Annotated in this window: 20 protein-coding genes and 1 pseudogene; 4 read left to right on the top strand and 17 right to left on the bottom strand. The window is 29.9% G+C overall.

Annotated features, from left to right (window positions below):
* Positions 1 to 418: 418 nt before the first annotated feature.
* Entirely contained in the window at positions 419 to 787 is a 369-nt protein-coding gene (locus B5S50_RS20325) for a hypothetical protein (RefSeq protein WP_065077980.1), read from the bottom strand.
* 184 nt (positions 788 to 971) lie between these two features.
* Here B5S50_RS20325 and B5S50_RS20320 point away from each other — a divergent pair.
* Positions 972 to 1,130, top strand: a pseudogene (locus B5S50_RS20320) (DUF255 domain-containing protein); the annotation flags it as partial.
* Between the two features lie 405 nt (positions 1,131 to 1,535).
* Here B5S50_RS20320 and B5S50_RS20315 read toward each other — a convergent pair.
* The 8 genes from B5S50_RS20315 to B5S50_RS20280 all read right to left on the bottom strand — a co-directional run bounded on the left by B5S50_RS20315 (position 1,536) and on the right by B5S50_RS20280 (position 10,643).
* Complete coding sequence (locus B5S50_RS20315; RefSeq protein WP_065077986.1) at positions 1,536 to 2,462, bottom strand: DUF475 domain-containing protein; 927 nt, start codon at positions 2,460 to 2,462, stop codon at positions 1,536 to 1,538.
* A gap of 404 nt (positions 2,463 to 2,866) precedes the next feature.
* Positions 2,867 to 4,711, bottom strand: a complete 1,845-nt coding sequence (locus tag B5S50_RS20310) for a DnaJ domain-containing protein (protein WP_154104964.1) — start codon at positions 4,709 to 4,711, stop codon at positions 2,867 to 2,869.
* Between the two features lie 22 nt (positions 4,712 to 4,733).
* On the bottom strand, positions 4,734 to 5,927 hold the full coding sequence (locus B5S50_RS20305; protein ID WP_065077988.1) for a tetratricopeptide repeat protein: 1,194 nt from the start codon (positions 5,925 to 5,927) through the stop codon (positions 4,734 to 4,736).
* A 24-nt stretch (positions 5,928 to 5,951) separates the two neighbouring features.
* Complete coding sequence (locus tag B5S50_RS20300) at positions 5,952 to 7,670, bottom strand: Hsp70 family protein (protein ID WP_217302699.1); 1,719 nt, start codon at positions 7,668 to 7,670, stop codon at positions 5,952 to 5,954.
* A 26-nt stretch (positions 7,671 to 7,696) separates the two neighbouring features.
* The gene (locus B5S50_RS20295; RefSeq protein ID WP_065077990.1) at positions 7,697 to 8,236 is read right to left on the bottom strand and encodes a nucleotide exchange factor GrpE; all 540 of its coding nucleotides are present in this window, start codon (positions 8,234 to 8,236) and stop codon (positions 7,697 to 7,699) included.
* Positions 8,237 to 8,513: 277 nt separating this feature from the next.
* Positions 8,514 to 10,028: a hypothetical protein gene (locus B5S50_RS20290; RefSeq protein WP_065077991.1), complete on the bottom strand. Its 1,515-nt coding sequence runs from the start codon at positions 10,026 to 10,028 to the stop codon at positions 8,514 to 8,516.
* A 44-nt stretch (positions 10,029 to 10,072) separates the two neighbouring features.
* Positions 10,073 to 10,366, bottom strand: coding sequence for a hypothetical protein (locus B5S50_RS20285; protein ID WP_065077992.1), 294 nt, complete (start codon positions 10,364 to 10,366; stop codon positions 10,073 to 10,075).
* 4 nt (positions 10,367 to 10,370) lie between these two features.
* On the bottom strand, positions 10,371 to 10,643 hold the full coding sequence (locus tag B5S50_RS20280; protein ID WP_217302698.1) for a hypothetical protein: 273 nt from the start codon (positions 10,641 to 10,643) through the stop codon (positions 10,371 to 10,373).
* A 69-nt stretch (positions 10,644 to 10,712) separates the two neighbouring features.
* Between B5S50_RS20280 and B5S50_RS20275 the strand changes: the two genes are divergently transcribed.
* Positions 10,713 to 11,878 (top strand): IS3 family transposase gene (locus B5S50_RS20275; RefSeq protein WP_243121154.1). Its coding sequence is split into 2 segments (ribosomal slippage): positions 10,713 to 10,971 and positions 10,971 to 11,878, totalling 1,167 coding nucleotides; the frame shifts between segments, so codons are not numbered across the junction.
* 48 nt (positions 11,879 to 11,926) lie between these two features.
* Here B5S50_RS20275 and B5S50_RS20270 read toward each other — a convergent pair.
* The 7 genes from B5S50_RS20270 to B5S50_RS20240 all read right to left on the bottom strand — a co-directional run bounded on the left by B5S50_RS20270 (position 11,927) and on the right by B5S50_RS20240 (position 18,568).
* Entirely contained in the window at positions 11,927 to 12,430 is a 504-nt protein-coding gene (locus tag B5S50_RS20270) for a hypothetical protein (protein ID WP_217302697.1), read from the bottom strand.
* A 4-nt stretch (positions 12,431 to 12,434) separates the two neighbouring features.
* On the bottom strand, positions 12,435 to 13,262 hold the full coding sequence (locus B5S50_RS20265) for a hypothetical protein (protein WP_065077996.1): 828 nt from the start codon (positions 13,260 to 13,262) through the stop codon (positions 12,435 to 12,437).
* Positions 13,263 to 13,314: 52 nt separating this feature from the next.
* Positions 13,315 to 15,063: a dynamin family protein gene (locus B5S50_RS20260; protein ID WP_217302696.1), complete on the bottom strand. Its 1,749-nt coding sequence runs from the start codon at positions 15,061 to 15,063 to the stop codon at positions 13,315 to 13,317.
* A 96-nt stretch (positions 15,064 to 15,159) separates the two neighbouring features.
* Positions 15,160 to 16,325, bottom strand: a protein-coding gene (locus B5S50_RS20255) for an IS3 family transposase (protein WP_243121154.1) whose coding sequence is annotated in 2 segments (ribosomal slippage) — positions 15,160 to 16,067 and positions 16,067 to 16,325 — 1,167 coding nt in all. Because the reading frame shifts where the segments join, the coding sequence is not laid out codon by codon here.
* A 22-nt stretch (positions 16,326 to 16,347) separates the two neighbouring features.
* Positions 16,348 to 16,773 carry a helix-turn-helix transcriptional regulator gene (locus B5S50_RS20250; protein WP_217302695.1) on the bottom strand — a complete coding sequence of 142 codons (426 nt, stop codon included), beginning with the start codon at positions 16,771 to 16,773 and terminating at the stop codon, positions 16,348 to 16,350.
* Between the two features lie 157 nt (positions 16,774 to 16,930).
* Complete coding sequence (locus B5S50_RS20245) at positions 16,931 to 17,920, bottom strand: YafY family protein (protein WP_065077998.1); 990 nt, start codon at positions 17,918 to 17,920, stop codon at positions 16,931 to 16,933.
* A gap of 33 nt (positions 17,921 to 17,953) precedes the next feature.
* Entirely contained in the window at positions 17,954 to 18,568 is a 615-nt protein-coding gene (locus B5S50_RS20240) for a GGDEF domain-containing protein (RefSeq protein ID WP_065077999.1), read from the bottom strand.
* A gap of 404 nt (positions 18,569 to 18,972) precedes the next feature.
* Between B5S50_RS20240 and B5S50_RS20235 the strand changes: the two genes are divergently transcribed.
* Positions 18,973 to 19,875, top strand: a complete 903-nt coding sequence (locus tag B5S50_RS20235) for a GGDEF domain-containing protein (protein WP_065078000.1) — start codon at positions 18,973 to 18,975, stop codon at positions 19,873 to 19,875.
* A 37-nt stretch (positions 19,876 to 19,912) separates the two neighbouring features.
* On the opposite strand, the gene B5S50_RS20230 is transcribed toward B5S50_RS20235, so the two are convergent.
* On the bottom strand, positions 19,913 to 21,304 hold the full coding sequence (locus B5S50_RS20230) for an MFS transporter (RefSeq protein WP_217302694.1): 1,392 nt from the start codon (positions 21,302 to 21,304) through the stop codon (positions 19,913 to 19,915).
* Between the two features lie 214 nt (positions 21,305 to 21,518).
* On the opposite strand from B5S50_RS20230, the gene B5S50_RS20225 reads away from it, so the two are divergent.
* Positions 21,519 to 22,556, top strand: a complete 1,038-nt coding sequence (locus B5S50_RS20225; protein WP_065078002.1) for a nuclease-related domain-containing protein — start codon at positions 21,519 to 21,521, stop codon at positions 22,554 to 22,556.
* Positions 22,557 to 22,584 lie beyond the last annotated feature (28 nt).

The following is a 22,584-nucleotide window of genomic DNA, read 5'->3' as shown; positions in this document are numbered from 1 at the left end:
TCCTTGAGTCATTTGGGTAAGTGATTCACCTTTTTGAACTCTAGAATTTTCTTTGCAACTTCGGCAGCATCTTATTCCCGCCAAAACTAATCTTTAGTATAACAGGTACTGTTGCAGTATTTTCGTTTCAATTCTGCTGCGGTGGGGTTATTTGTATAAATATATATAATCCAGCTTACCTCTATACAAATCAAAAGCTTTACCCTCTTTGCATAAAGAATCTTCAATTTGCGAATATGGACTATTTTTATTAAGCCCATATTTAAATAAAATCCTACTGTCCATATTAGGGATAATATTAGATATTATCATTTTATCAAAAACAATATCTTTTCTAAGTGTAGTTAATGTTAAGTATTTTAATGATAAAGCCAATCTTTGACCTTGTTCTACTTCTAAGATTAATCTACCTTCTTTTTCATATTTCTTGGCTACTATATAACATATTTTTCAATCCCTTTTTAGCTTCTGTTCCTGCTTCATTTCTATCACTATAATCCAAAGATATATCATCAACTTTAAAAGACGGCAACAATACCCATCTTGCAGTCTGTAGTGCAACCGCCGTCCACAAGAACACCTGATCTTTCGGATTCAAAATTGAGGTCTTTTTTACAAACTCAGCATCAATATCTGAAAAAATCTCATCCAAATTTTCATGATTCTCAAGCATTTTATTATTAACTTCAACAAACTCATTCATATTTGAGACGACACTTTTTGATATTTCTTGCCCATTCGTAACAGCAGTATTCAATTCATTATTTATCTTTCTATATTTTCTCAAATTAACATCACCTTCTCACCTATAGCTCATCATTAGGCTTTTCTTCTATATTTACTTTAATTATATACCAGTACAATGACATTGACTGTCAGTATTAATGAAAATTTGCTGACTTTATTTTTTGAATAATTTCCTTTTTAGAAGATAAATCTATAATAAAAATATATTACTAGGAGGTGGTATTATGAACCTAACAAGTATGCCCAATAGATTAATAAATGAGAACTCTTCATACTTGCTTCAACATGCACACAATCCAGTAAACTGGTATTTCTGGGGAGAAGAAGCATTTATCAAGGCAAAATCAGAAGATAATCCTGTATTTTTATCTATTAGGTACAGCTAGGTTCGTCTCTGTACGTGCCATTGGCGTCTTATCATAATATTTTCAATTATGAGAAAACTTATTAATCTGGAAAGTCCGAATCATTATTATCTTCATCGCCTGTGTAATATTCATATCCGTATCATATATATCATAATATTTATCACAAATTTTATAATTTGATTCGTCAATATCTAGTTCTTGTAATATACACTCATCAATACCATTCTTTACTTCAATCATAATTTTATGGTAGTATTTTTTTAATTCAGTAATTATTTGACGCTTACAATTGAATTTCTATTACCTCTCTATTTATTTCTAAATGCAAAAAAGCCTATACCATTACAGATACAGACTTTAGTCATATAATAAAAAATTTATGTACTCAAACTAATCAAATATTAACATATATTTTAATTTTCACAACAGATTTTTTTCAACATACATTTTTGATTTAAAGAAAAAAAATATTATTATTAAAATCGTAAATAAAGGTGAAATGTATTCAGGTACTTCAACGTGAAATCCTTCAAGAACCATAACAATGCCAAGACACAGTACTGAGTACATAGCTCCGTTTTTAAGATAAATATATTTTTTAATTTTCTCTATACTTCCCATTGTAATCTTTCTAACAACAATAGCCCCTAGACCATTCCCCAATATAATTAATGGAATTGACATTGTAAATGCAAATGCCCCTAAAACTCCATCAATTGAAAAGGTAGTATCTATTATCTCCAAGTACAATATTTTACTTATATCTGACATTTCGCTAGTATTGTTTAGCAATTTTTTCTCGTTTTCTTCGGCATTTTTTTTAAATCCATCAGTTATAAAAAAGGCAGATGATCCAATTACAGCCGATAAAGCAAGTACTGGATTGTATTTTAAAGCTAATGCTACAATACCAACTAAAATAACTGAAACAACAGCATAAAACCAAGTACCATTTTTTAAAAAGAATTCTTCAGTTACAAGTCCTAAATGCTTATCTTCAATAAATAACCAATGAAGAAACAAGAATACAAGAAACACCCCGCCTCCAAGCATAAGTATAGGTGTTGAATATTCTATAGATTCTATTATATGTGGATCATTTGAGAAAGTTGCAGTTAATGCTCCAATAGGTCCAAGAGATTGATTTGTAACCCATACAATAGCCCAAGGCAATAATCCTCTTACTATAAATACTGCAAATAATATTCCATATAATAAGAACCACTTTTTTGCCTTTTCAGACATGGTTGATAAAACTTCAGCATTTATTACAGCATTATCTATACTTGAAACTACTTCAAATAAACATAAACCTATTATGATCAAAACAATTGATATAATTTCCATAAAAATTGATCCCTTCAAATAAAAATTTCAGTTTTTAAATGAGCAAGCATATTATTATTATTCACTTTATTTTTTTATATATTTACCTTTTATGATTTATTTAACTTTGCATCTAGGAGAAAATATTACCTTAAGATTTGTTTTGGGCAGAATTTTGATTATTGGAGAAGTACTATTTAGCATTATCGGCAAAGACAAAGAAATTTCAGATTCTAAAATCTCCTCCGCTGCATAATTATTTAAAGTTTCTCTATACAAATACCTATAAAAATACAGGCATTCTGAGTTAAATTTTTACTTAAAATCTATGTATATATTCTTTTAAATTTTAAATCTCTGTACCATTTTACTCAGCTTTTGTGATTCTTCTACAAGTTTTCCTACTTCCTGAGAAACTACTCTTATTATGTTTTAGATGATATATAAAATCCTATAAAAGCTCCAATAATAAATCCCGTTGCATGGCCAATAAATCCCCCAATAATTGCACAAATTATAATAGTTCCACAACCAATATTAGATGAATTTGAATTAGTTGTTTGTTTACTGCTACCACAACTATTATTATTTGATGTTGATCCTGTTGTATTTGAATTATTAGTACTTTCTTCATTAAAGTCTGATGCTTTATAACTAAATTCTTTATGACATTTTGGGCAAGTTACAATGATTCTACCTGAGTTCTCTGGAACCCTTAGCTTTTGTCCACAATTTTCACAAAAAATAATAATTTCTTTAGAGTTTCTAGTAGTGGATTGATCGTTGCTATTATAACTATTGTTACTTGTCGTTGAATTTGCTGTATTTGAATTGTTATCTTTTACAGCTGCAGACCTTAACTTTTCTAAAAAATCTGGATTTAACTTATATAAATCAGGGTAATTAGATTTTATTCTATTAATACTGCTAATAATACTATTAGTAGCTTCATGATTTATGTCTTCTATTATATTTTTAAAATATTTATCTCGATCCTGTTCTGATAAATCTTCTGATAACCATAATGCAATTAATTTTATAATGCTATTAACTACAGTAGTATCATCTTTTAATCTATTCCACTGATCATCATGTTTTTTATTTTCTTGTGAAATGCGATATATATCTTCATAAAGTTCTCGCTTATAATTATACAATATATTGTATTCACTCTTTAATATATCAATAGATTTTATTACATTGATAAAATCTTCATCTACATAACTTTGTATTGCACGTATATTTTTGTCACAATTTTCTTTTAGTTCATCTTTTTCATATTCATCCGCATATAAGTAGTATGAAATGGGTCCTTTTAATGGTGCAATTATTCTTTCATCTTTTGATAGTGTTTCATATAAATCAAATGCTTCTCTAAGCTCTTTAGAATCGTTATATAATTCTTTAATTGCATCATTACTATCATCTATTTCAAGTGCCCTTTTAGATATTCTTTCAGATAAGCTATATATTTTTGCTTCATATAATTCATATGCTAGTTTTCCAAATTTCCATGCCACATATTCTCTTGATTCTGTTTCATCAGGGATTATTTTCTCAATTTCATCAATTATTTTTTCTATGCCATCTATATCATGTGCAAAAATATATACTTGTACCATTTGAAAATAATATATAAAATCTTGAAAATCATCATCTTTACTTTTTCCTATGCAATTTTTTAAAAATGCAATTGCTTTATCATATTCTTTTTTATCTATATATAATTCCGATAATGCTAAAATAATATCATCTTTTATAGGATCAATTTCATAAGCTTTTAACCATGCTTTTTCTGCTTTATCATAATCTAATTCTTCTTTATATACATAGGCAAGATTACTATAAAAAGTTGCATTATTAGAATTGATTTTAATTAACTCTTCAAATTGTACTAAAGCTTCGTCATATTGTTCATCATAAGCTAATGCTAATCCTAATCTATTCTTTGCAAAAGTTAGATTAGGTTCTATAATTAATATTTTTTTATACTCTTTTATTGCAGTTTTATAATCTTCATTTTCTAAAGCCTTGCTACCTGCTTTATCATGTTCATCTATTTCATCTTTATATTGCGAAAAGGCATCATATTCTGACCTAGATATTGGATCAATTAGTCTTTCATAAGCTTGGCTTAATTTTTTAAATTCTTCAGGTGCTTTCTCTGGAGGATACTTTCTTAATAACTTTGCATATGCTTTTTTAATTTGTCTATCGTCTGCTGTTCTATCAATATGGAGAATATCATATAAATCTTCTATTATAGCCACCTCCAATTTATTTAAAATAATTTTAATTATCTAAAATATACCTAACTTTTGAATTTATAAATATACTATTTGGAAACTCTTGCTGTAACTTTTTTAAAACATTCTTTGCATTATCCTTATATCCCTGCTTGTATAACATCAATCCATAATTATATAATGAATCATCATAGTAATTTTTACCGACAAACTTACTTATATAATTACTATAATATTTTTCTGCAATTTTATAGTTTCCCTTTTTTTCGTAACAAACGGCCAAATAATATGTAGATTCAGCCACTAAATCTTCTTCTATTCCATTACTAACAATATATTTAAAGTTGTCTATTGCTTGACTATACTCTTGATTTTTAAAATTTGAAATACCATTCTTAAATATTTCAGATTGGCTGCCGCTAAATTTTTTATTTTTTACATTTTTATTATCTAATGTAGTTTCTACATTAAATAAACCATTTTTTTGATTTTCATTTTTCAATTCATTTTCTGCTTTACTATACTGAGACTTACTTTTTTCAAGTGCCAGGTTACTATCATTTAGCTTATTTTTATACTCTATAAGCTTGCTCGACATTTGAATATATTTATTATGTTCATAATATAATACAATTGCAATCAATAAAAAAACTATTATGCAGCAAGCTGCTATTATATTGTTACTTTTGAATTTATTGTTTTTATCACTGGATATAATATTTTTACTGTTTATTTCATTCAAATACATTAAGCACTTAACATTTTCCCTATCCATACTAAGAGCAAGTTGTACATAGTGTTTTGCTGAATCATATTCCACTAGTCCATAATAGCAAAGTCCTATCATAACATACGGTTCAATTAATTCTTTATTTAATTGATTAATTTCTTTCAGTGCATTTATCGCATCTTCATATTTCAAATTATTGATATTATCAATTGCTAAATTGTATTTTTCAATAAGTATCTTAAATTCATCACTATTTAGGGAATTCAAATAATGACCTGCTCTATTATTTTGCATATCATACGTTAAACTTTTACGCCAATAAAAGTAGGACTTATCAAAATTGCAGAGCATGTATTGACAAATTCCCATCAAATTTAAAGTTTGTACATCTTTTGCATAATATTTTAAACATTTTTCAAGCAACTTAACTGCCTTTGAAATCTTATTATTTTTTACATAATCCAATGCATTGTTATAGTAAATATTTGATATTTCAATTAAGTTATTCATTTTTTACTCCTAAAAACAGACTTTTTAGCCAATATCAAAAAGTAAATCAGTTAATTCATCATCACACTTTTCAACTAACTTCTCATTATTATCTATTACTGCCTTTTTTAGTTTATCTAAAGTCTTTTGTACTTTTTCCCTGTCGTCATCATTCATTTTCTTCATTTTTCTTTCACATAAATCTATTGTGCTTTTAACTTTTGGTGCTAATTCACACTTTTGCCAATTATCTAAACTTTCCTCTTCAAAGAACATTGAATCTTTTTTATCAATACCTTGTGTATCTATAATTTTACTTACTGATTTTCCAGTGCTTAATATTTTAGCTGTTACTTCTAATATTCCATTTAGGTTATATGTGAAAGCTACTTCTATGGCTTCCTCACCTTTTGGTGCCTCCGGAATGCCTTCTAACACAAACTGTGCTATTTGTGTATTTTCTATTACCAGTTTTCCATCACCTTCATAAACATTAATATCCACACTAGTTTGGCTATCATGCATAGTGTAGTAAACCTTTTTTTCAGTGCAAGGTAGTTTACTATCTTTCATTATAATAGGATCAAAAATACCACCTCGTAATCTACCATTTCCTATATCTGAAACAATACTTATTCCTAATGTATAGTTGCATGCATCCGTTATTAATATGCTATCATCAGAACTAATCTCATCACTTTTTATTCCCGCTTGTATTGCTGCACCTAATGCCACAGCTTCATCTGGATTAATATTTGTTTTTATTTTATTGCCAAATTTAGTCTTTAATAACCTTTTTACACAAGGTATTCTGCTTGAACCTCCAACTGCTAATACAACATCGATATCCTGTGCACTATAACTAGAAGCCTTAAACGCATCTTGTATTTCTTTATCAGTAGATTCTACTAAATCCATTATAAGTTCTTCAAACTTGCTACGAGTTAATTTAATACTAAGTTCCAATGGATTTTCATCTTTATCAATAGCAATATAAGGTAAATCTATTTCAGTTGACTCCATACTTGATAGCTCAATCTTAGCTCTTTCAGATGCATCTTTTATCCTTGACATTGCCTTAATATTACCTCTTAAATCTATATCATATTTTTGTTTAAAATCTTCTATAACGTATTTTTCTATTCTTTCATCGAAGTCCTTTCCTCCAAGCTTATTGTTACCCCTACTGGCTTTTACATCTAGTACACCATCAAACAATTCAAGAACTGTAACGTCAAAAGTTCCACCACCTAAATCATATACTAGAACTTTTTCTTCAGATTCCAAATTATTAATTCCATATGCAAGTGCAGCGGCCGTTGGTTCATTTATTATTCTTTCTACCTTTAGTCCTGCTAATTCTCCCGCTTCTTTTGTTGCTTGTCTCTGTAAATTATTAAATTTTGCTGGCACAGTAATTACTGCTTCCGTTACTTTTTCACCTAAAAAATCTTCAGCATATTTTTTTAAATTTTTCAAAATCATAGCTGATATTTGCTGGGGCAAAAATTGTTTTTTTCCCAAGCTAACTTTTGTATCGGTTCCCATTAACCTTTTGACTTCTATTACAGTTCTTTCTGGTTTTAATATAGCGTGTCTTTTTACCAATCGTCCTACAATAATTTCATTATCATCAGTAAGTCCAACTAATGAAGGCGTTATCCTATCACCTAAGTCATTTACTATAATTTCTGGTTTACCATTTCTAATATAGGCGATTTCAGATGTTGTAGTTCCCAAATCAATTCCAATTATCTTCCCCATGTTCCTTACTCCTTGTCCCTATATATTTATCTAACAGCAATTACAGATGCTATTCTTATAACCTTTCCATTCATCTTATATCCTTTTCTAATAACATCAATAATTTCATATTTATTTTTTGTGTTATCGTGAACAGCTTCTACACATTCGTGCAATTCTGGATTAAATATTTCTCCTATTGTAGGTATTTCTTCAATTTCTAACTCTCTCAATTCTTTTCTAATAATCCTCATTACACTATTCGTGTTACTAATTAAAGCTTCATTTTGAGATTTTTCTGCAAATATACAAACATTATCTACCTGATCTAATATTGCCAAAACTTTTTTTACAAACACTTCCTCTCTTTTATTTCCATTAGTTAACTCTCTTTTTAAAGAAGCAATTTGGTCATTTTTTTCTTCTAGTTCTTCTTTCAATAACTCCATAGACATTATGTTTCTTTTATTTGTTTTGTCAATACTATTTATTTTAGTTTCTACATCATATAAATCATTTAAAGGTACCTCATATGTATTTATTGATTTTTTCTTAAATGATTTTAATTCATTTTCTATCGAAAACATTTTTTCTCCTATCTTTTATGTAATATTTTACAATTAAATATTGACGAGTTTGAACTATTTATTCAATATTATCCTAAAATATCCTTTACAAACTTACCGTTTTACAACATACAAAGGATTCAATTACAATTATACATAAAATAAAAGTAAATTTCCATATATTTTGCCATTTTTATCATCATACCATTGTTGATATTTCTATGGATAAGGTGGATTTCCGTTAGCCCTGTTTTCCAACTTTAACCCTATTTTTTTACCTCTTTGTAATCTCTTTATTTTATCTATTAGCAGTAATATCCTCAACCACTTTAGTTTTTGTTGATACCAAATCATAGCAATAGACTTCTTTATTATTTTTGCCCTTATAAAAATAATACTTATTGTCTTTTATTAATGTGTTCATGCTCCCATTATATCTGCTAGGATCACTATTTACATTTACCTCTATATTTTTAGAATCTTCTATTTCTATTACCTTATATTCACCATTAGTTAAATTGTACTCTCCAATTCTATTAAAAAAGTAATGATCACTATAATTATCTAGCAATTGAACATAAATACGATTGTTTTCAATTCCAGCTATGTACTTTGGCACTATTCCTATGAATGTTTTTTTAGGTGGAAAAATATTATGGGGATTTTCAAAAACATGAATAACTTCACATGCACCCGTAGTCAAATTCTTCTTTAATAAAACTCCCGTTACCCCATTAGCTTTTGAGGTTTCATATGCTTTTTCATAATCTGCACGTGAACTTGCAGTTCTATAACAGAAGGTAAAAATATCTACAATCTGATACAAGTTATTATCAGTTCTAACAATGTTGCCACAGGGAACAGCACCTAATTCCGAAAAAAGGGCTTTATTGTAATTTTTATCAAATAATTCTTTAAAATCTTCATAATTTTTATTTTCGAGTTCTCTTTCGCCCCATATAGTTGCATAGCTACCATAGTCCTTTTGTAGTTGTTTAACATTATTATTTCTAGTAGAATTTCTAACGAAAAAAGATGATAACACCCCAGTTATACTTACAAAAACAATCAGTGCTGCAATAATACTGATAATTAGTTTATTTCGTTTAACTCTTTTTTGTTTCATTCTAAGCGCTTTTTCTTCCCTTTCCCTCTCACGCTGCAACACTTTTTCCTCACGTTTTTGCTTAAAGATACTCAATTGTGCTTTATCCAAATATAAGGATAGTTCTTCTTTATTCGCTTTACAATTCCTACAATTTTGTTTTAAATTGGTGCTGCCACAAGCACACTGCCACCCATTGTTACCTATCTCTCGTTGCAAAAAAATTTCTCCCTCTAGCAATTTACAAGCTCTGCGATATATCTCTATATCCTCTTCAGATAATTCGGAAGAAAGACTCTTTTGCTTTTCTACCTTTATGTAGTCACTTTGTGAAACATTTGTAATGCTGTTATCCTCCCATACGATTGTTTTAACAAACACATCAACATTCCTTACTAACTCCGATGGTAATACTACTGGTGTCTTAGTGCCAAACGCAGAATGTGATTCACAATTAGCATCAATATAGGAGAACGAAAAATCTTTTTGGTTTATTATATTCCCCTGTTCATCTTTACAATTATAGGTTATATATAGGGATTTTAAATTTTTATCAGAATAGTTAAAAAATTTAAGCTGCATAATGCTATTCTTAGCTTTTCTATCCCAGAGCAATGCTCCTTTTTGTAACTCTACCTCACATAAAGGGCAAATTTCTAAAATGTCCAACTTGCAAATGCGCTTATACCTACTGACTTCTTGTCCCATTTTATATTCTCCTCATTTCTATTTGTAATCCAGCAAAGCATTTACTATAATTCTGGTAAATCCTCGTCATCATCAATTGTTTGCTGTGCTACTTTATTAGAATTAACACCTGATGCAATGTTGGATATTTCATCAGTCATAACAGCATTAACAGTATTTCCTTGTGCTAATAATCGCTGAATATCTGCAAGCCTTTGGTCTATTGACCCAAGAATTTGTACACGTTTATTAATTTTCCAATACCAACACCAAAACGCTCTTGTAAGCAAAAATATTATTATAATTATCAGTATATAGAAAATAAAAGCCCCTATACTAGCCTTAACTAAGTCTTCCATAATTCTACCTCCTAGTAGATTTTCTATTATTTACTTGTGAAGATGAAGTATTTATTATAATTGATGGTATATCAATAGTTGTCTTTAATTCCTTCTTTCCTGTTAAAGATATAATAAATAATACTGCCAATATAATAAATGGCAAAGTAAAGTTAATCAAAAAGAAGAATAGGACAATTATATTTGTAATTACTATTATTTTTCTATGTTTAGTTTTCCTTATTGTTGATACTATTGTTGGAGCTAGTATTACTACAGTACTAATAATGATGATCAATGACCCTTACCCACTTTGATAGACACGAGGAACTCGTGTTATATTAAAAGTGAAAGGAATGGTAGGGTTATGAAAAAACAATATAGTGCAGAATTTAAAATTGAAGCAATAAAAAGATTAGAGAAATCTGGAGAATCATTAAATAAGATAGCAACAGAATTAGGAGTAAGACCAACAACAATGCATGGATGGGTAAAGAAGTATAGAGAATCACCTGATACACCTTTTCCTGGCAGTGGACATCTTAAGCCTGAAGATGAGAAATTAAGAAGATTAGAAAAAGAAATTAGAGATCTTAAAGAAGAAAATGAAATATTAAAAAAAGCGGCAGCCTACTTCGCCAAGAACCTAAAATAAAGAGGTTTGAGTTTATCAAGGCTAGTTGCCATAAATATAGAATAGCGAAGCTGTGCAAGGTTTTAAGCGTGTCAAGAAGCAGTTACTATGCATGGGATAAAAGACCTGAAAGTCAAAGATCAAAGGAAAATAAACAGTTATTAGAACAAATTCAAACAATCCACAAAGAAAATAGAAATGTATTCGGTTCTGTTAAAATTACTAAAATAGTAAATATGAAAAATGATAAACCTATTAATCATAAAAGAGTAGAACGTATCATGAATCAGAATGGCATAAAATCAAGGGTTTCAAAGAAATTTAAGGCTACTACTAATTCAAATCATAAACTTCCAGTAGCAAAAAATATTCTTAATCGAGATTTTACTGTGGATAAACCTAATGAAAAAATGGTCAGTGATATTACATATCTGTGGACAAATGAAGGATGGCTTTATATAGCAGCAGTAATGGATTTGTGTGGACAAAAAATAGTTGGTTTATCTATGAATGAAAGAATGACAAAAGAATTAGTAATCAACGCATTAAATGACGCATATCAACGTGCAGGAAGACCAACTGGTGTTATTCTACATTCGGACAGAGGGTCACAATATTGCTCAAATGATTACCAAAATTTAATAAATAAGTATGGATTTATATGCAGTATGTCTCGTAAAGGTAACTGCTGGGATAATGCTCCTATGGAATCATTCTGGGGTAAAATGAAATGTGAATGGCTTTATGGGAATCACTTTAAAACACGTGAAGAAGCTCGTGCTGCTGTATTTGAATATGTTGAGATATTTTATAATAGGCAAAGAATACATGCTTCTAATGGTTATGTAACGCCTGAAAAATATTATAACAATTCAAATAAAAAATCAAAAGCAGCATAAAAATTATGATAATCTACGAAATAAAGAGATATTACGAGTTTAAGATGTCTATTTTATTGGGGAAAGGTCATTATGCCCTTCTCTTGACTTATAAAATTTTATGTTATCCGGATTACCTTGTTCTTTTGGATGGTTTGCAATATTTTTTTGATGGTGCCCTTCCGCTCCACGAACTTTACCATTTTCTCGAATTTCCTGCTGTTGTTTCTTATTCCAATTAGCAGAACCTTTACCTCCCATATCTACATCAGCCTTTTCATAATCCCAAGCTAACTTAACGCCATCATTTCTGGCTCCTTGATATGATGGGTCATTAGTTAGCCCTTCTGAAACCTTCCGGGCAATTCTACCTCTCTGGGTTTGTAGTGTATTAAGGAATCCATTTAGCTGATTGTTAAATTGCGTAGTGGTCGCAGATGTTGCATACACTGAAGTTGCAATTGCTGTTGCTCCTATTCCTCCAGCATAAGAGGATGACAGATGTGTGTTCTGTTGTATTGAAGTAGGTTGATAAAAAGTAAGACTTTTATTGTTCCTAATTTCTGAAATCATATCATCACCTCAATTTTCTCTCACATTCAATAGAGAATCGTGTCAATGCTAATTTTCCATCATCGTCAAGTTTTCCAAAGATATACGAATATACATGATTATAATAAATTAATGTTTCATTAAATAATCTTGCTGCATCATACGCAAATAGCGTTGATGATACTAAAGAAAACAATTGTGTCTGATTCTTATACTTTTCCTCATCATTTTTGAACATCTTGAATGCCTTATTATACGATTCCACGGCCTTTTTATTATAAGCAACATTACTTTTATGTTCCATTTTCCTCATCTTGTCACTGATGCAGGCCGTACACTCCTTATTAATTTGGTCATAATGTGTTTTTTGTTCATCTGTCAAGTAATCATGCTCAATTTTCGCATCAATCTGACTGATTTCCACAAGAACCTTATCAACCTCTTCTTGTGAGTTTGCTTTGCTCAAGACTTGCTTAGCTTGGTACAATTCTTTTATAAATTTATTATTGCTTGCTTCAATACCCTTAAGTGCCTTGGATGTTCTCTCATTTTCTTCTGTGATTAACTTGCTGCTGATTTCATCGATGCGATTCTTATATGTGTTAATTTTCTCTACTAACTCTACATTCAAATCAGCATTTTCCTCAAAAAATGCAAGAGTAACATTTGCTTGTCCAACAAACTGCTTTCTTTCATCTAACGAAGGGAGTCTTTCAGCCAATGATAATAGCAGTTCTAAATACGTACTAAATTTTTCCACATCCCCATGATCCTGATTAACCATGTTGCGTCCGACCATTAATGCTTCACTAATCTTTCCAGCATCTTTATACTCATTAAAAAGTGTTATCATTTCATTTCCTCCTTGTACCATTCCCAATTGTAATAAGTTGAAAACCAATATTTTACAATGGGATATTCTCGAAAAAAGACATTAAGTTCTTTAAAATTACTATATTTTTTTGAATTGCCTCAACATCATAATTATTTACAGTGTTTCTTAATGTTTGCACATAATTTGACCATTCTTCATCAAGTTTCTGTGCAGCCTGATCAAATGCATCTTCTGTTTTTTTCCAGTAATCAGTAATTCCTTCACGGAACTGTTCAACGACCTTGTTCTCATCATATGCTTTTACAAGTTTCTTCGCTACACTTTTTTCCCAGCCACCACCAAATAACTTAGCAATTCCAAGAGATGCAGCAATTATCAATCCTATAGCAATTCCAATAGGTCCAAATGATATGACTCCTCCCACTCCCATTGCCAATGCCATATCGCCAAATATGAATGCCATTTCACCTGCAATATAAGCACCTAATCCACCTATTATTCCAATTTTAGCCAAAGCTGATATAAATGCATAACCGGCATCAAAATCAACATCAACAGATGTTCCATCAAAAGCAGCCTTTATGCCATCAGTATATTTTTCAATATACTTCTTCGTTTCTTTCGACAGAACCTCGGCTTTATCAGCTAATATAACATTACATCTTGCTTGAATTATATCTTGCAATTGACTGGCGAAACATTCGACTTCTTCCTTCTTGTTCCTAATTTTTTTGTCTTTTATCATTTTCACCAATGAATCGGTATTTATTGTTTCAGCACAATACTGACTGAATTCATTGGTTGATTCCATTGAAAGCGTATTAATAAGTTCATATATTTCATCTTTTTGATTATTGTTTTCCTTCATTCTGTCCAACTCGCTGTTCTCTATTTGTTCTAATAAGACAACATACTTTTCTCTTTCAAGTGATATTTTCTCATAATGCTTGATTTCTTTTTCAAGATTAGGCTTTTTCACTTTAACATACTCATGAATAAATTCTCTTGTCCTTGCATCAATTATTTCTGGTAGTTTCTCAAGTATTTTCTTCAAGTCTTGATTGAATCCGGTACACAATGATGGAATATCTGTTGTATACGTGTAAAATCTCCTTGTCAATGCCTGCTCACAATAATTTTCAGTATTATATCCGGATATTTCTTTTCTCCTATCCCAATATTCAGGAGCCAACGTTTTGCAGAAATTTTCGTACCCCCTTCGAAGTATATTTGTTAATTCAGTAGAATTTCCATTGCATACAGTATGTGCTTGTGATGCAACTACAAATAAATTTGATAACGGTTTGAGGTCATTTTCTTCTTTTTTCTCCCATACCGGAAGGTTTCTAACATTTTCTTTAAGATATGTGATATCCTCAATACGCATAAACCCATTTGCCTGAGATAAGTAAATCAATACATCTGTTCTCTGTGCAGCCTTAAATGTAATTGTATCATCGCTTTCTTTTTCAGTACCAAATCCCGGCAAATCAACAATATCGCAATCCTGCAAAATAGGTGCATCAAGAAATATAACTGCAGAACCAGCATTCTTCTGAAACATATCACCTTGTCGAGTACCAAATGAACGAAGTATCTCTACGCCGCCCTGTGCAATTTTCCACTTCTTACAATACTCTTCATCGTATAATCTTTTGGGATCCCACAAATCTTCGCCATCCATATTATCTGCGAACACCCATACATCATCTTTGATAAATTCAGGCATGTCCTTAATATGCTTAATATACACAGCAATTGATGTTGTCGGAGTCCAAGATGTCGGCATCTTTTCCATACCAATAAGTGCATTTATCAATGTGCTTTTACCTGTATCAGAACGACTGACCTTTCCCCAATAAAATAGACATCTTAAACTCGTAATATCTCTTTATTTCGTAGATTATCATAATTTTTATGCTGCTTTTGATTTTTTATTTGAATTGTTATAATATTTTTCAGGCGTTACATAACCATTAGAAGCATGTATTCTTTGCCTATTATAAAATATCTCAACATATTCAAATACAGCAGCACGAGCTTCTTCACGTGTTTTAAAGTGATTCCCATAAAGCCATTCACATTTCATTTTACCCCAGAATGATTCCATAGGAGCATTATCCCAGCAGTTACCTTTACGAGACATACTGCATATAAATCCATACTTATTTATTAAATTTTGGTAATCATTTGAGCAATATTGTGACCCTCTGTCCGAATGTAGAATAACACCAGTTGGTCTTCCTGCACGTTGATATGCGTCATTTAATGCGTTGATTACTAATTCTTTTGTCATTCTTTCATTCATAGATAAACCAACTATTTTTTGTCCACACAAATCCATTACTGCTGCTATATAAAGCCATCCTTCATTTGTCCACAGATATGTAATATCACTGACCATTTTTTCATTAGGTTTATCCACAGTAAAATCTCGATTAAGAATATTTTTTGCTACTGGAAGTTTATGATTTGAATTAGTAGTAGCCTTAAATTTCTTTGAAACCCTTGATTTTATGCCATTCTGATTCATGATACGTTCTACTCTTTTATGATTAATAGGTTTATCATTTTTCATATTTACTATTTTAGTAATTTTAACAGAACCGAATACATTTCTATTTTCTTTGTGGATTGTTTGAATTTGTTCTAATAACTGTTTATTTTCCTTTGATCTTTGACTTTCAGGTCTTTTATCCCATGCATAGTAACTGCTTCTTGACACGCTTAAAACCTTGCACAGCTTCGCTATTCTATATTTATGGCAACTAGCCTTGATAAACTCAAACCTCTTTATTTTAGGTTCTTGGCGAAGTAGGCTGCCGCTTTTTTTAATATTTCATTTTCTTCTTTAAGATCTCTAATTTCTTTTTCTAATCTTCTTAATTTCTCATCTTCAGGCTTAAGATGTCCACTGCCAGGAAAAGGTGTATCAGGTGATTCTCTATACTTCTTTACCCATCCATGCATTGTTGTTGGTCTTACTCCTAATTCTGTTGCTATCTTATTTAATGATTCTCCAGATTTCTCTAATCTTTTTATTGCTTCAATTTTAAATTCTGCACTATATTGTTTTTTCATAACCCTACCATTCCTTTCACTTTTAATATAACACGAGTTCCTCGTGTCTATCAAAGTGGGTAAGGGTCAGACCAACAATAGAAATACTTGGTTTTACATAATTTCTCTCAATCCCATCTCGTAAATCATCCACATATTTGTATTTTTGCTCTTCTGGGACATCCATCTTTTCCAATGTATCTTTTATATATTCAATAATACTCTTTTTTGTAAAATCTGCTTTTTCCCAGGTATTCTTAGCATCAAAAGGCTTTGGTTTCGGCTTTTCATAACTCATAATTGTATTGAAATCCATTCCTGTTTTCTCAGCAATCTTTTGCAAAACAATCATTGATGGTTCGTTTGTTACTTCCCATTCTTTAATTCTTGAGATGTCCACATCAAAAGAATTTGCAAATTCTTCTTGACTTAATTTTAGTTTGTCCTCTCTTAATGACTTAAAGTTCATATTGTTTCCTCCGTTTTATTTATTGAATTACTTTGACTAAATTTCCTTGACTTCTTAGCTACATATCGATACCCTTTCCAAATAGTATGGATGGACTTGGTCTTATGCTGCGATTCTACATAATGAAATGTTTAATTACTTATGTATCATTTAAACATTACCTATACAACATTCTCATTTTTTCAATAGTTTCTACCATTTCCTCTCTAAATTTATCAGAACTTAAAATCTCCACGGAATCCCCCTGACTTAAAAGCCACATCTTTATACCTCTACCAAATACCTTTGCTTCTACTATGTATTCCCCATGGTTTTCTTTTCTTACTTCAGCATTAGGTAATCTATCTAAAACTGCTTCTATAGACCTACCTGTATATCTAAACTTAACCCTTTCCAATTCTCCTGCTTGCATGAATTGAATCAGTTTTCTAAACTCTCCATCTTGAAATCTTTTGCTATAATCCACTTTATATTTTCTATCCGTAACATCTATATTTCTAATTCTGTCCACTCTATAAATAGCAGGATATTCATAACTTTTTCCTTCAATAAACGCTATAAGATAAAAATAATATTCAGAAAATAATAATCCTTCTGGATATACAATTCTTCTAGAAACCTCCTCTCGCAGCTTTCCATCTGTACCCATCTTGTAATATTCCATATCCAGTATTTTTTTATCTTCTATTGCACTGCTTATTTGCCATAACTTGTCCAAAAGTCCTTTGCCATGCTTCGGAGGAACATAATTAGCTAGTTCATTACCTATAATATATTGAATACTTTTTTTATCTTCACATACACAATTACCAAGAAGCTTGCTAATCATATCTTTCATTTCATTCTCAATAAATCCTCTACTTTCTAAGAGAACTTTAGAAATCGCTAAAATCTCCTTTTCGTTGAGATTTTTTTCATGCTTTTCTTTAAGAATATACCCACCTTTTTCTCTATCTACTATAACTTTTTCACCTATGAGCTCATCATTAGGGTTTTCTTCCACAAAATCTTTTATATCTTTTATATATCTATAAAAAGTTCTTTCATTAATATTAAATTTGTTTATTATATCATTCTTTCTAACTACTTTTCCTTCTTGCAAGCCATTATAAATAAATAATAATACGTCTGATTTAAATCTTTCCATACTAAATATTTTACCTCTTTTAAATATTTTCACTTAATTTATATTATTTATACATTTATCGTCAAATTTCTCCTTTTTATTTAACTTTTTATTATACATTTTAAAATCAGCATTTTTTATCAAATCACTAGCAGTCATTTCACTTTGCCCTTCCTTTTTATACTCATAAAATCCACAGCTTAAACTTAAATTATACTTGCTACTATTCTTATTAATTTCTTCTATCTTTACATAAATTCTATGCCATATTTTATTAATCTCTTTCATTGTTGTTTCAGGAAATACTACTAAAAATTCATCTCCTCCCATTCTAATTACAAAGTCAGTTTTTCTAATACTTTCTTTTAAAATTCTTGCTGTGTTTATTAAAAGTTTGTCACCTTCTTCATGACCAAAAGTATCATTTATTATTTTTAATCTATCTATATCAATAAAACAAACAACCATATCTCTATCATTAATTTTTGATAAATTAAGCCCTTTATCTAGCAACTTTAAACCTGATCTCCTGTTTAGTACACCAGTCATTGCATCCGTATTTGCATAGTAGTTTAATTTTTCTTTTTCTAAACATAACTTTTTTAACATATCATCCTTCTGTCTTAAAATTTTAATAAGCATTTTCTTATCCATGTTTTCATAATCCACTTATGCCTCTGCCCCCAATATTTACATATCCTAAATTTTACTTTAATTATATACTATTACAATGACATTGACTGTCAGTATTAATAAAAATTTACGAACTTTATTTTTTGAATATTTTCCTCCACAAAAGATAAATCTATAATTTGTTTCTGTTTCGCAAAGTTTGTAAATTTAAAAATCCTATAACGGGGATTTTGGATATTTATAAGGTAATACTATGATAAAAAATATGTTATAATTTTTATATACGTTAAGCAAGATTTATCCGATCGCTACCATTGCTAACACCCCCATCGCACTCTGTGAAAGCGACTATCACCAAATCAAAGATTTGGGATATCTGCTTTTCTTCAAAGTGGGGGATAAGCACTGCTACGCACCTGGATAAGTTCTCTAAGGTTCAGATGAAAATTTCTACAATCGCACTTTTTATTGCTACATTATTTGCAAAATTAGTTTCAAATATTAATGATGTTAATTATACTCAAAACCTTATATATATTTTTAGAAATTGTATTAATATTTTATTCTTTTTAGCAGCTTATTTGGGGATAGGTAAATATTACAAAACGGCTCTTAATTTAGTGTCTGATAAAACCATAAGGTATATGTCTTTATACCCAGTTACTGCCTTTTTATTGCTAATTACTAACTTTACGACCCCCACACACATTGCACATTTAAGAAATTTTAATTCTGCATATGATATGATATTGTTTTTATTATTCATACTTCTAGGGTATATACTCGTATTTATGGGGATATCTTCAGCATCTCAAATAGTTTCCATGCAATGTAACCTAGAGAAGTTGGAGTTGATTTCAAAAACGGATTCATTAACTGGGCTATACAACCGAAGATATATTATGGAAAAACTTGAAAATGAGTTTATAAATTATAAAAAAAGCAAAAATAAATTTTCGCTTATCCTTGCAGATATCGATTATTTTAAGAAGATAAATGATAGCTTCGGACATGATTGTGGGGATCAAGTGCTGAAAGCAGTAGCACAAAACTTACACAATGCGGTTCGAGAACGAGGGTTTGTATCCAGGTGGGGAGGAGAGGAATTTCTTATCTTGCTTCCAGAAACAGAAATCCATGATGCCCACATACTTGCGAATAAAATTAGGGAAACTATTGAAAAAGAAATTATCGAGTATAATGGAATTCAACTATCAATTACATTGACCTTTGGTGTAACCGTTAATGAAGATTATGAAACGATTGGTGATACAATAAAAAAAGCAGACGATGCATTATATACAGGAAAAGGTGAAGGAAGGAACTGTGTTGTTTTATCATAATTTTTCAATTCAATTTACTTTAATTACATTTTTACCATCACTGCTTTTTTCTACCTTTATATGGCTTATCACTAAACATTGGAAATATAATTCCAAATATTAACATAAAGCTAAATGTTTTAAATGTATTATCATAAACAACATAATTGCTAAGAGCTGTATTATTCATATTATGGTTTAACAATGTAGCTAATACAGCAACACCAAGTACCATACCAATTGTACGTGAAACATTAGCAACTCCAGATGCTATTCCAACCTTATCCCTTGGTGCATTTCTTACAACAGAGGCCATTAAAGGAGACATACTCATTCCTACTCCAGCTCCACAAACCGCTAATCTCCACATTACATCTAAACGAGATGAACCAGCATCAAGAGTACCAAATAAATATACTGAAAGTGATGCAAGTATTATATCTAATATTGCAAAAAGGCGAGCTCCAATCTTATGTGAAATAGGTCCAGCTACAAGGGATAATACTACCATGGTAACTGGCATTGCAATTATAGTTAAGCCTGCATCAAGAACTGATAATTTCATAATACGTATTAGAAAGAATGAAACTAAGAACGAACCTGCCATCATACCAGCAGTCATGAAAATCATAGTTACAGAAGCACCAGTAAAATATTTAGATTGTAATAATTGCATTGGTAACATTGGTTCCTTTACTTTTACTTCAATAATTATAAATAAAATAATAGATACTGTAAATAGTATTAATATATATATTGAGTTCCATCCTTTATCAGGAGCTTGAATTAATCCAAATATTAGTGTTAACATTGAAATACTACTTGTTATAATACCTAAAAAATCTATGGATTTAGTTGCAGTTTCATCAAAGGATTCCTTTAAAAACATTGCAGATAGTATGAATGATATAACCCCAAATGGTACATTTACAAAGAAAACTGCCTGCCAGCTAAAAGTATTTGTTAATAATCCCCCTAATCCTGGTCCACAAGCTGAAGCACACCCTCCAACAGCACCCCATATACCAACGATAGCACCAAATTTTTCTACTGAAAAAATTTCTACTGATAATGGAATCGTTAATGGTACCATTATACCAGCTGATAAACCTTGTACTACTCTTAATACTATAAGCATTTCCAATGAATTTGAAAATCCCTCTAAAAGAGATGTAAGGGTAAATACAAATAATCCAAGTAGAAATAATTTTTTGCGACCAAACTGATCTCCAAGTCTTGATGCTGTAAGAATTATTACTGCAAGAGCTATATTAAAACCGTTAGATATCCACGTAATGTCTTGAACATTTGTATTAAAAGATTCTGTTATTTTAGGCAATGCAATATTAACAATTGTTGTATCAAGCATTGTCATAAAAAAGCCTATTACTATAGCTGCGAAAGCTACTATTTTTTTATTCTTAAAATCAGTATTTTTTTCATTATTCATATTTCATTTTTCTCCTTCATTTTATAAATTCTGATTAGTATTCACTTTTTGGATAACAGCGAATGTAGTTCTGGTATATAGCTTGTAATACTATTTATTGATAAATGTAATAAAAGCTATACACAAATGATATATTTTAATATAAAATATGCTTATACGTTACGTCAGATGCTACGAAAATATTAATATAAATATACAAAGGAGGAAGTAATTTGTGGCAAAAATAATAAAAATGAATAATAATATAGCTGATAAAAGGGAAAGTCTCCAAAAAAAAATTATAAGACAATACATGTGGATGAAGGCAGGAGATATAATAGTTAAAATATTTGCATTTATGTTTGCATTATTCTGTATAATGGGTTTAATGGGTATATCAGTTCATGCTTCTCAAAAGTCTTTTGAAGAAGTTAATCAAGAAATGCAACAGCAAGCTGAAAAGAGCAAACAAAAAAATCAGCAACAATTTGAAGAAAACAAGCAAAAAGCTCTACAAGAATTTGAGGCTGGTCAAAAAAAGTCTCAACAACAAGCAGAAGAATATAGACAAAAAATGGATGAAACATATGGTAAAAGTAGACGAATAGCAAACCAAAATGTAGCTTATGCTAGTGTAATGCTTTTCTTCGCTTTGATTTTTACTGCTTTTTCTAAAATAAATAAATTTTTTAGAAAAAGAATAGTAAAAAAGTTAAAAAAACAACTTGATATATATGAATCAGGGCTAACAGGAGAATTTAACACAGTTCAAAGTCTTGCAAGATTGTCAGATGATTATACTATAATAAGCAATCCTATTATAACTACAAACGGAAGCAGTAATGAATTAGATAATCTAATCGTGGGTTCAAATGGTATTTTCATTGTTGAAACAAAAAATCATTCAGGATTTATACAAGGTGATGTTAATAATCAAAATTGGAAACAAGACAGAATGAATAGTGGAGACCACGAATTTTATAATCCAGTTAAACAAGTAAGTCAGCATGGTAGAAGAATTGAAGAATTTTTAAGATTAAATGGATTTAACTTTAAAGTTCAAAAGATTGTTTATTTTTCCAATACTGAAGTTGCAATTAGTATAAGTGGACAAACAGATGTTAAGATTTTCTGTAATAGAGACTTAGATTCTATGTTAAGTAATATAGAGAGCTTTAAAAACAATACTACTTTATCAGAGAATGATAAGGCAGTAATTATAAATGCTATAATTAAAAATCAAAAGGAACAAAAATTTAATATCAAACAGTAAAACTATTAAAAATATTGTTGAGGTACTA

It is taken from the genome of Clostridium sp. 001, assembly GCF_019056555.1.
Lineage (GTDB): Bacteria > Bacillota > Clostridia > Clostridiales > Clostridiaceae > Clostridium_B > Clostridium_B ragsdalei.
The sequence above is the reverse complement of the archived record's forward strand: the minus strand, read 5'-3'. Positions and strand labels throughout refer to the sequence as shown.

What these genes read in the sequence shown, in the direction of transcription:
- B5S50_RS20315 (WP_065077986.1), bottom strand. Translation starts at nt 2,462, where the DNA reads ATGGAAATTATATCAATTGTTTTGATCATAATAGGTTTATGTTTATTT.
- B5S50_RS20305 (WP_065077988.1), bottom strand. Translation starts at nt 5,927, where the DNA reads ATGAATAACTTAATTGAAATATCAAATATTTACTATAACAATGCATTG.
- B5S50_RS20300 (WP_217302699.1), bottom strand. Translation starts at nt 7,670, where the DNA reads ATGGGGAAGATAATTGGAATTGATTTGGGAACTACAACATCTGAAATC.
- B5S50_RS20295 (WP_065077990.1), bottom strand. Translation starts at nt 8,236, where the DNA reads ATGTTTTCGATAGAAAATGAATTAAAATCATTTAAGAAAAAATCAATA.
- B5S50_RS20290 (WP_065077991.1), bottom strand. Translation starts at nt 10,028, where the DNA reads ATGGGACAAGAAGTCAGTAGGTATAAGCGCATTTGCAAGTTGGACATT.
- B5S50_RS20285 (WP_065077992.1), bottom strand. Translation starts at nt 10,366, where the DNA reads ATGGAAGACTTAGTTAAGGCTAGTATAGGGGCTTTTATTTTCTATATA.
- B5S50_RS20270 (WP_217302697.1), bottom strand. Translation starts at nt 12,430, where the DNA reads ATGATTTCAGAAATTAGGAACAATAAAAGTCTTACTTTTTATCAACCT.
- B5S50_RS20265 (WP_065077996.1), bottom strand. Translation starts at nt 13,262, where the DNA reads ATGATAACACTTTTTAATGAGTATAAAGATGCTGGAAAGATTAGTGAA.
- B5S50_RS20250 (WP_217302695.1), bottom strand. Translation starts at nt 16,773, where the DNA reads ATGAACTTTAAGTCATTAAGAGAGGACAAACTAAAATTAAGTCAAGAA.
- B5S50_RS20245 (WP_065077998.1), bottom strand. Translation starts at nt 17,920, where the DNA reads ATGGAAAGATTTAAATCAGACGTATTATTATTTATTTATAATGGCTTG.
- B5S50_RS20235 (WP_065078000.1), top strand. Translation starts at nt 18,973, where the DNA reads ATGAAAATTTCTACAATCGCACTTTTTATTGCTACATTATTTGCAAAA.
- B5S50_RS20230 (WP_217302694.1), bottom strand. Translation starts at nt 21,304, where the DNA reads ATGAATAATGAAAAAAATACTGATTTTAAGAATAAAAAAATAGTAGCT.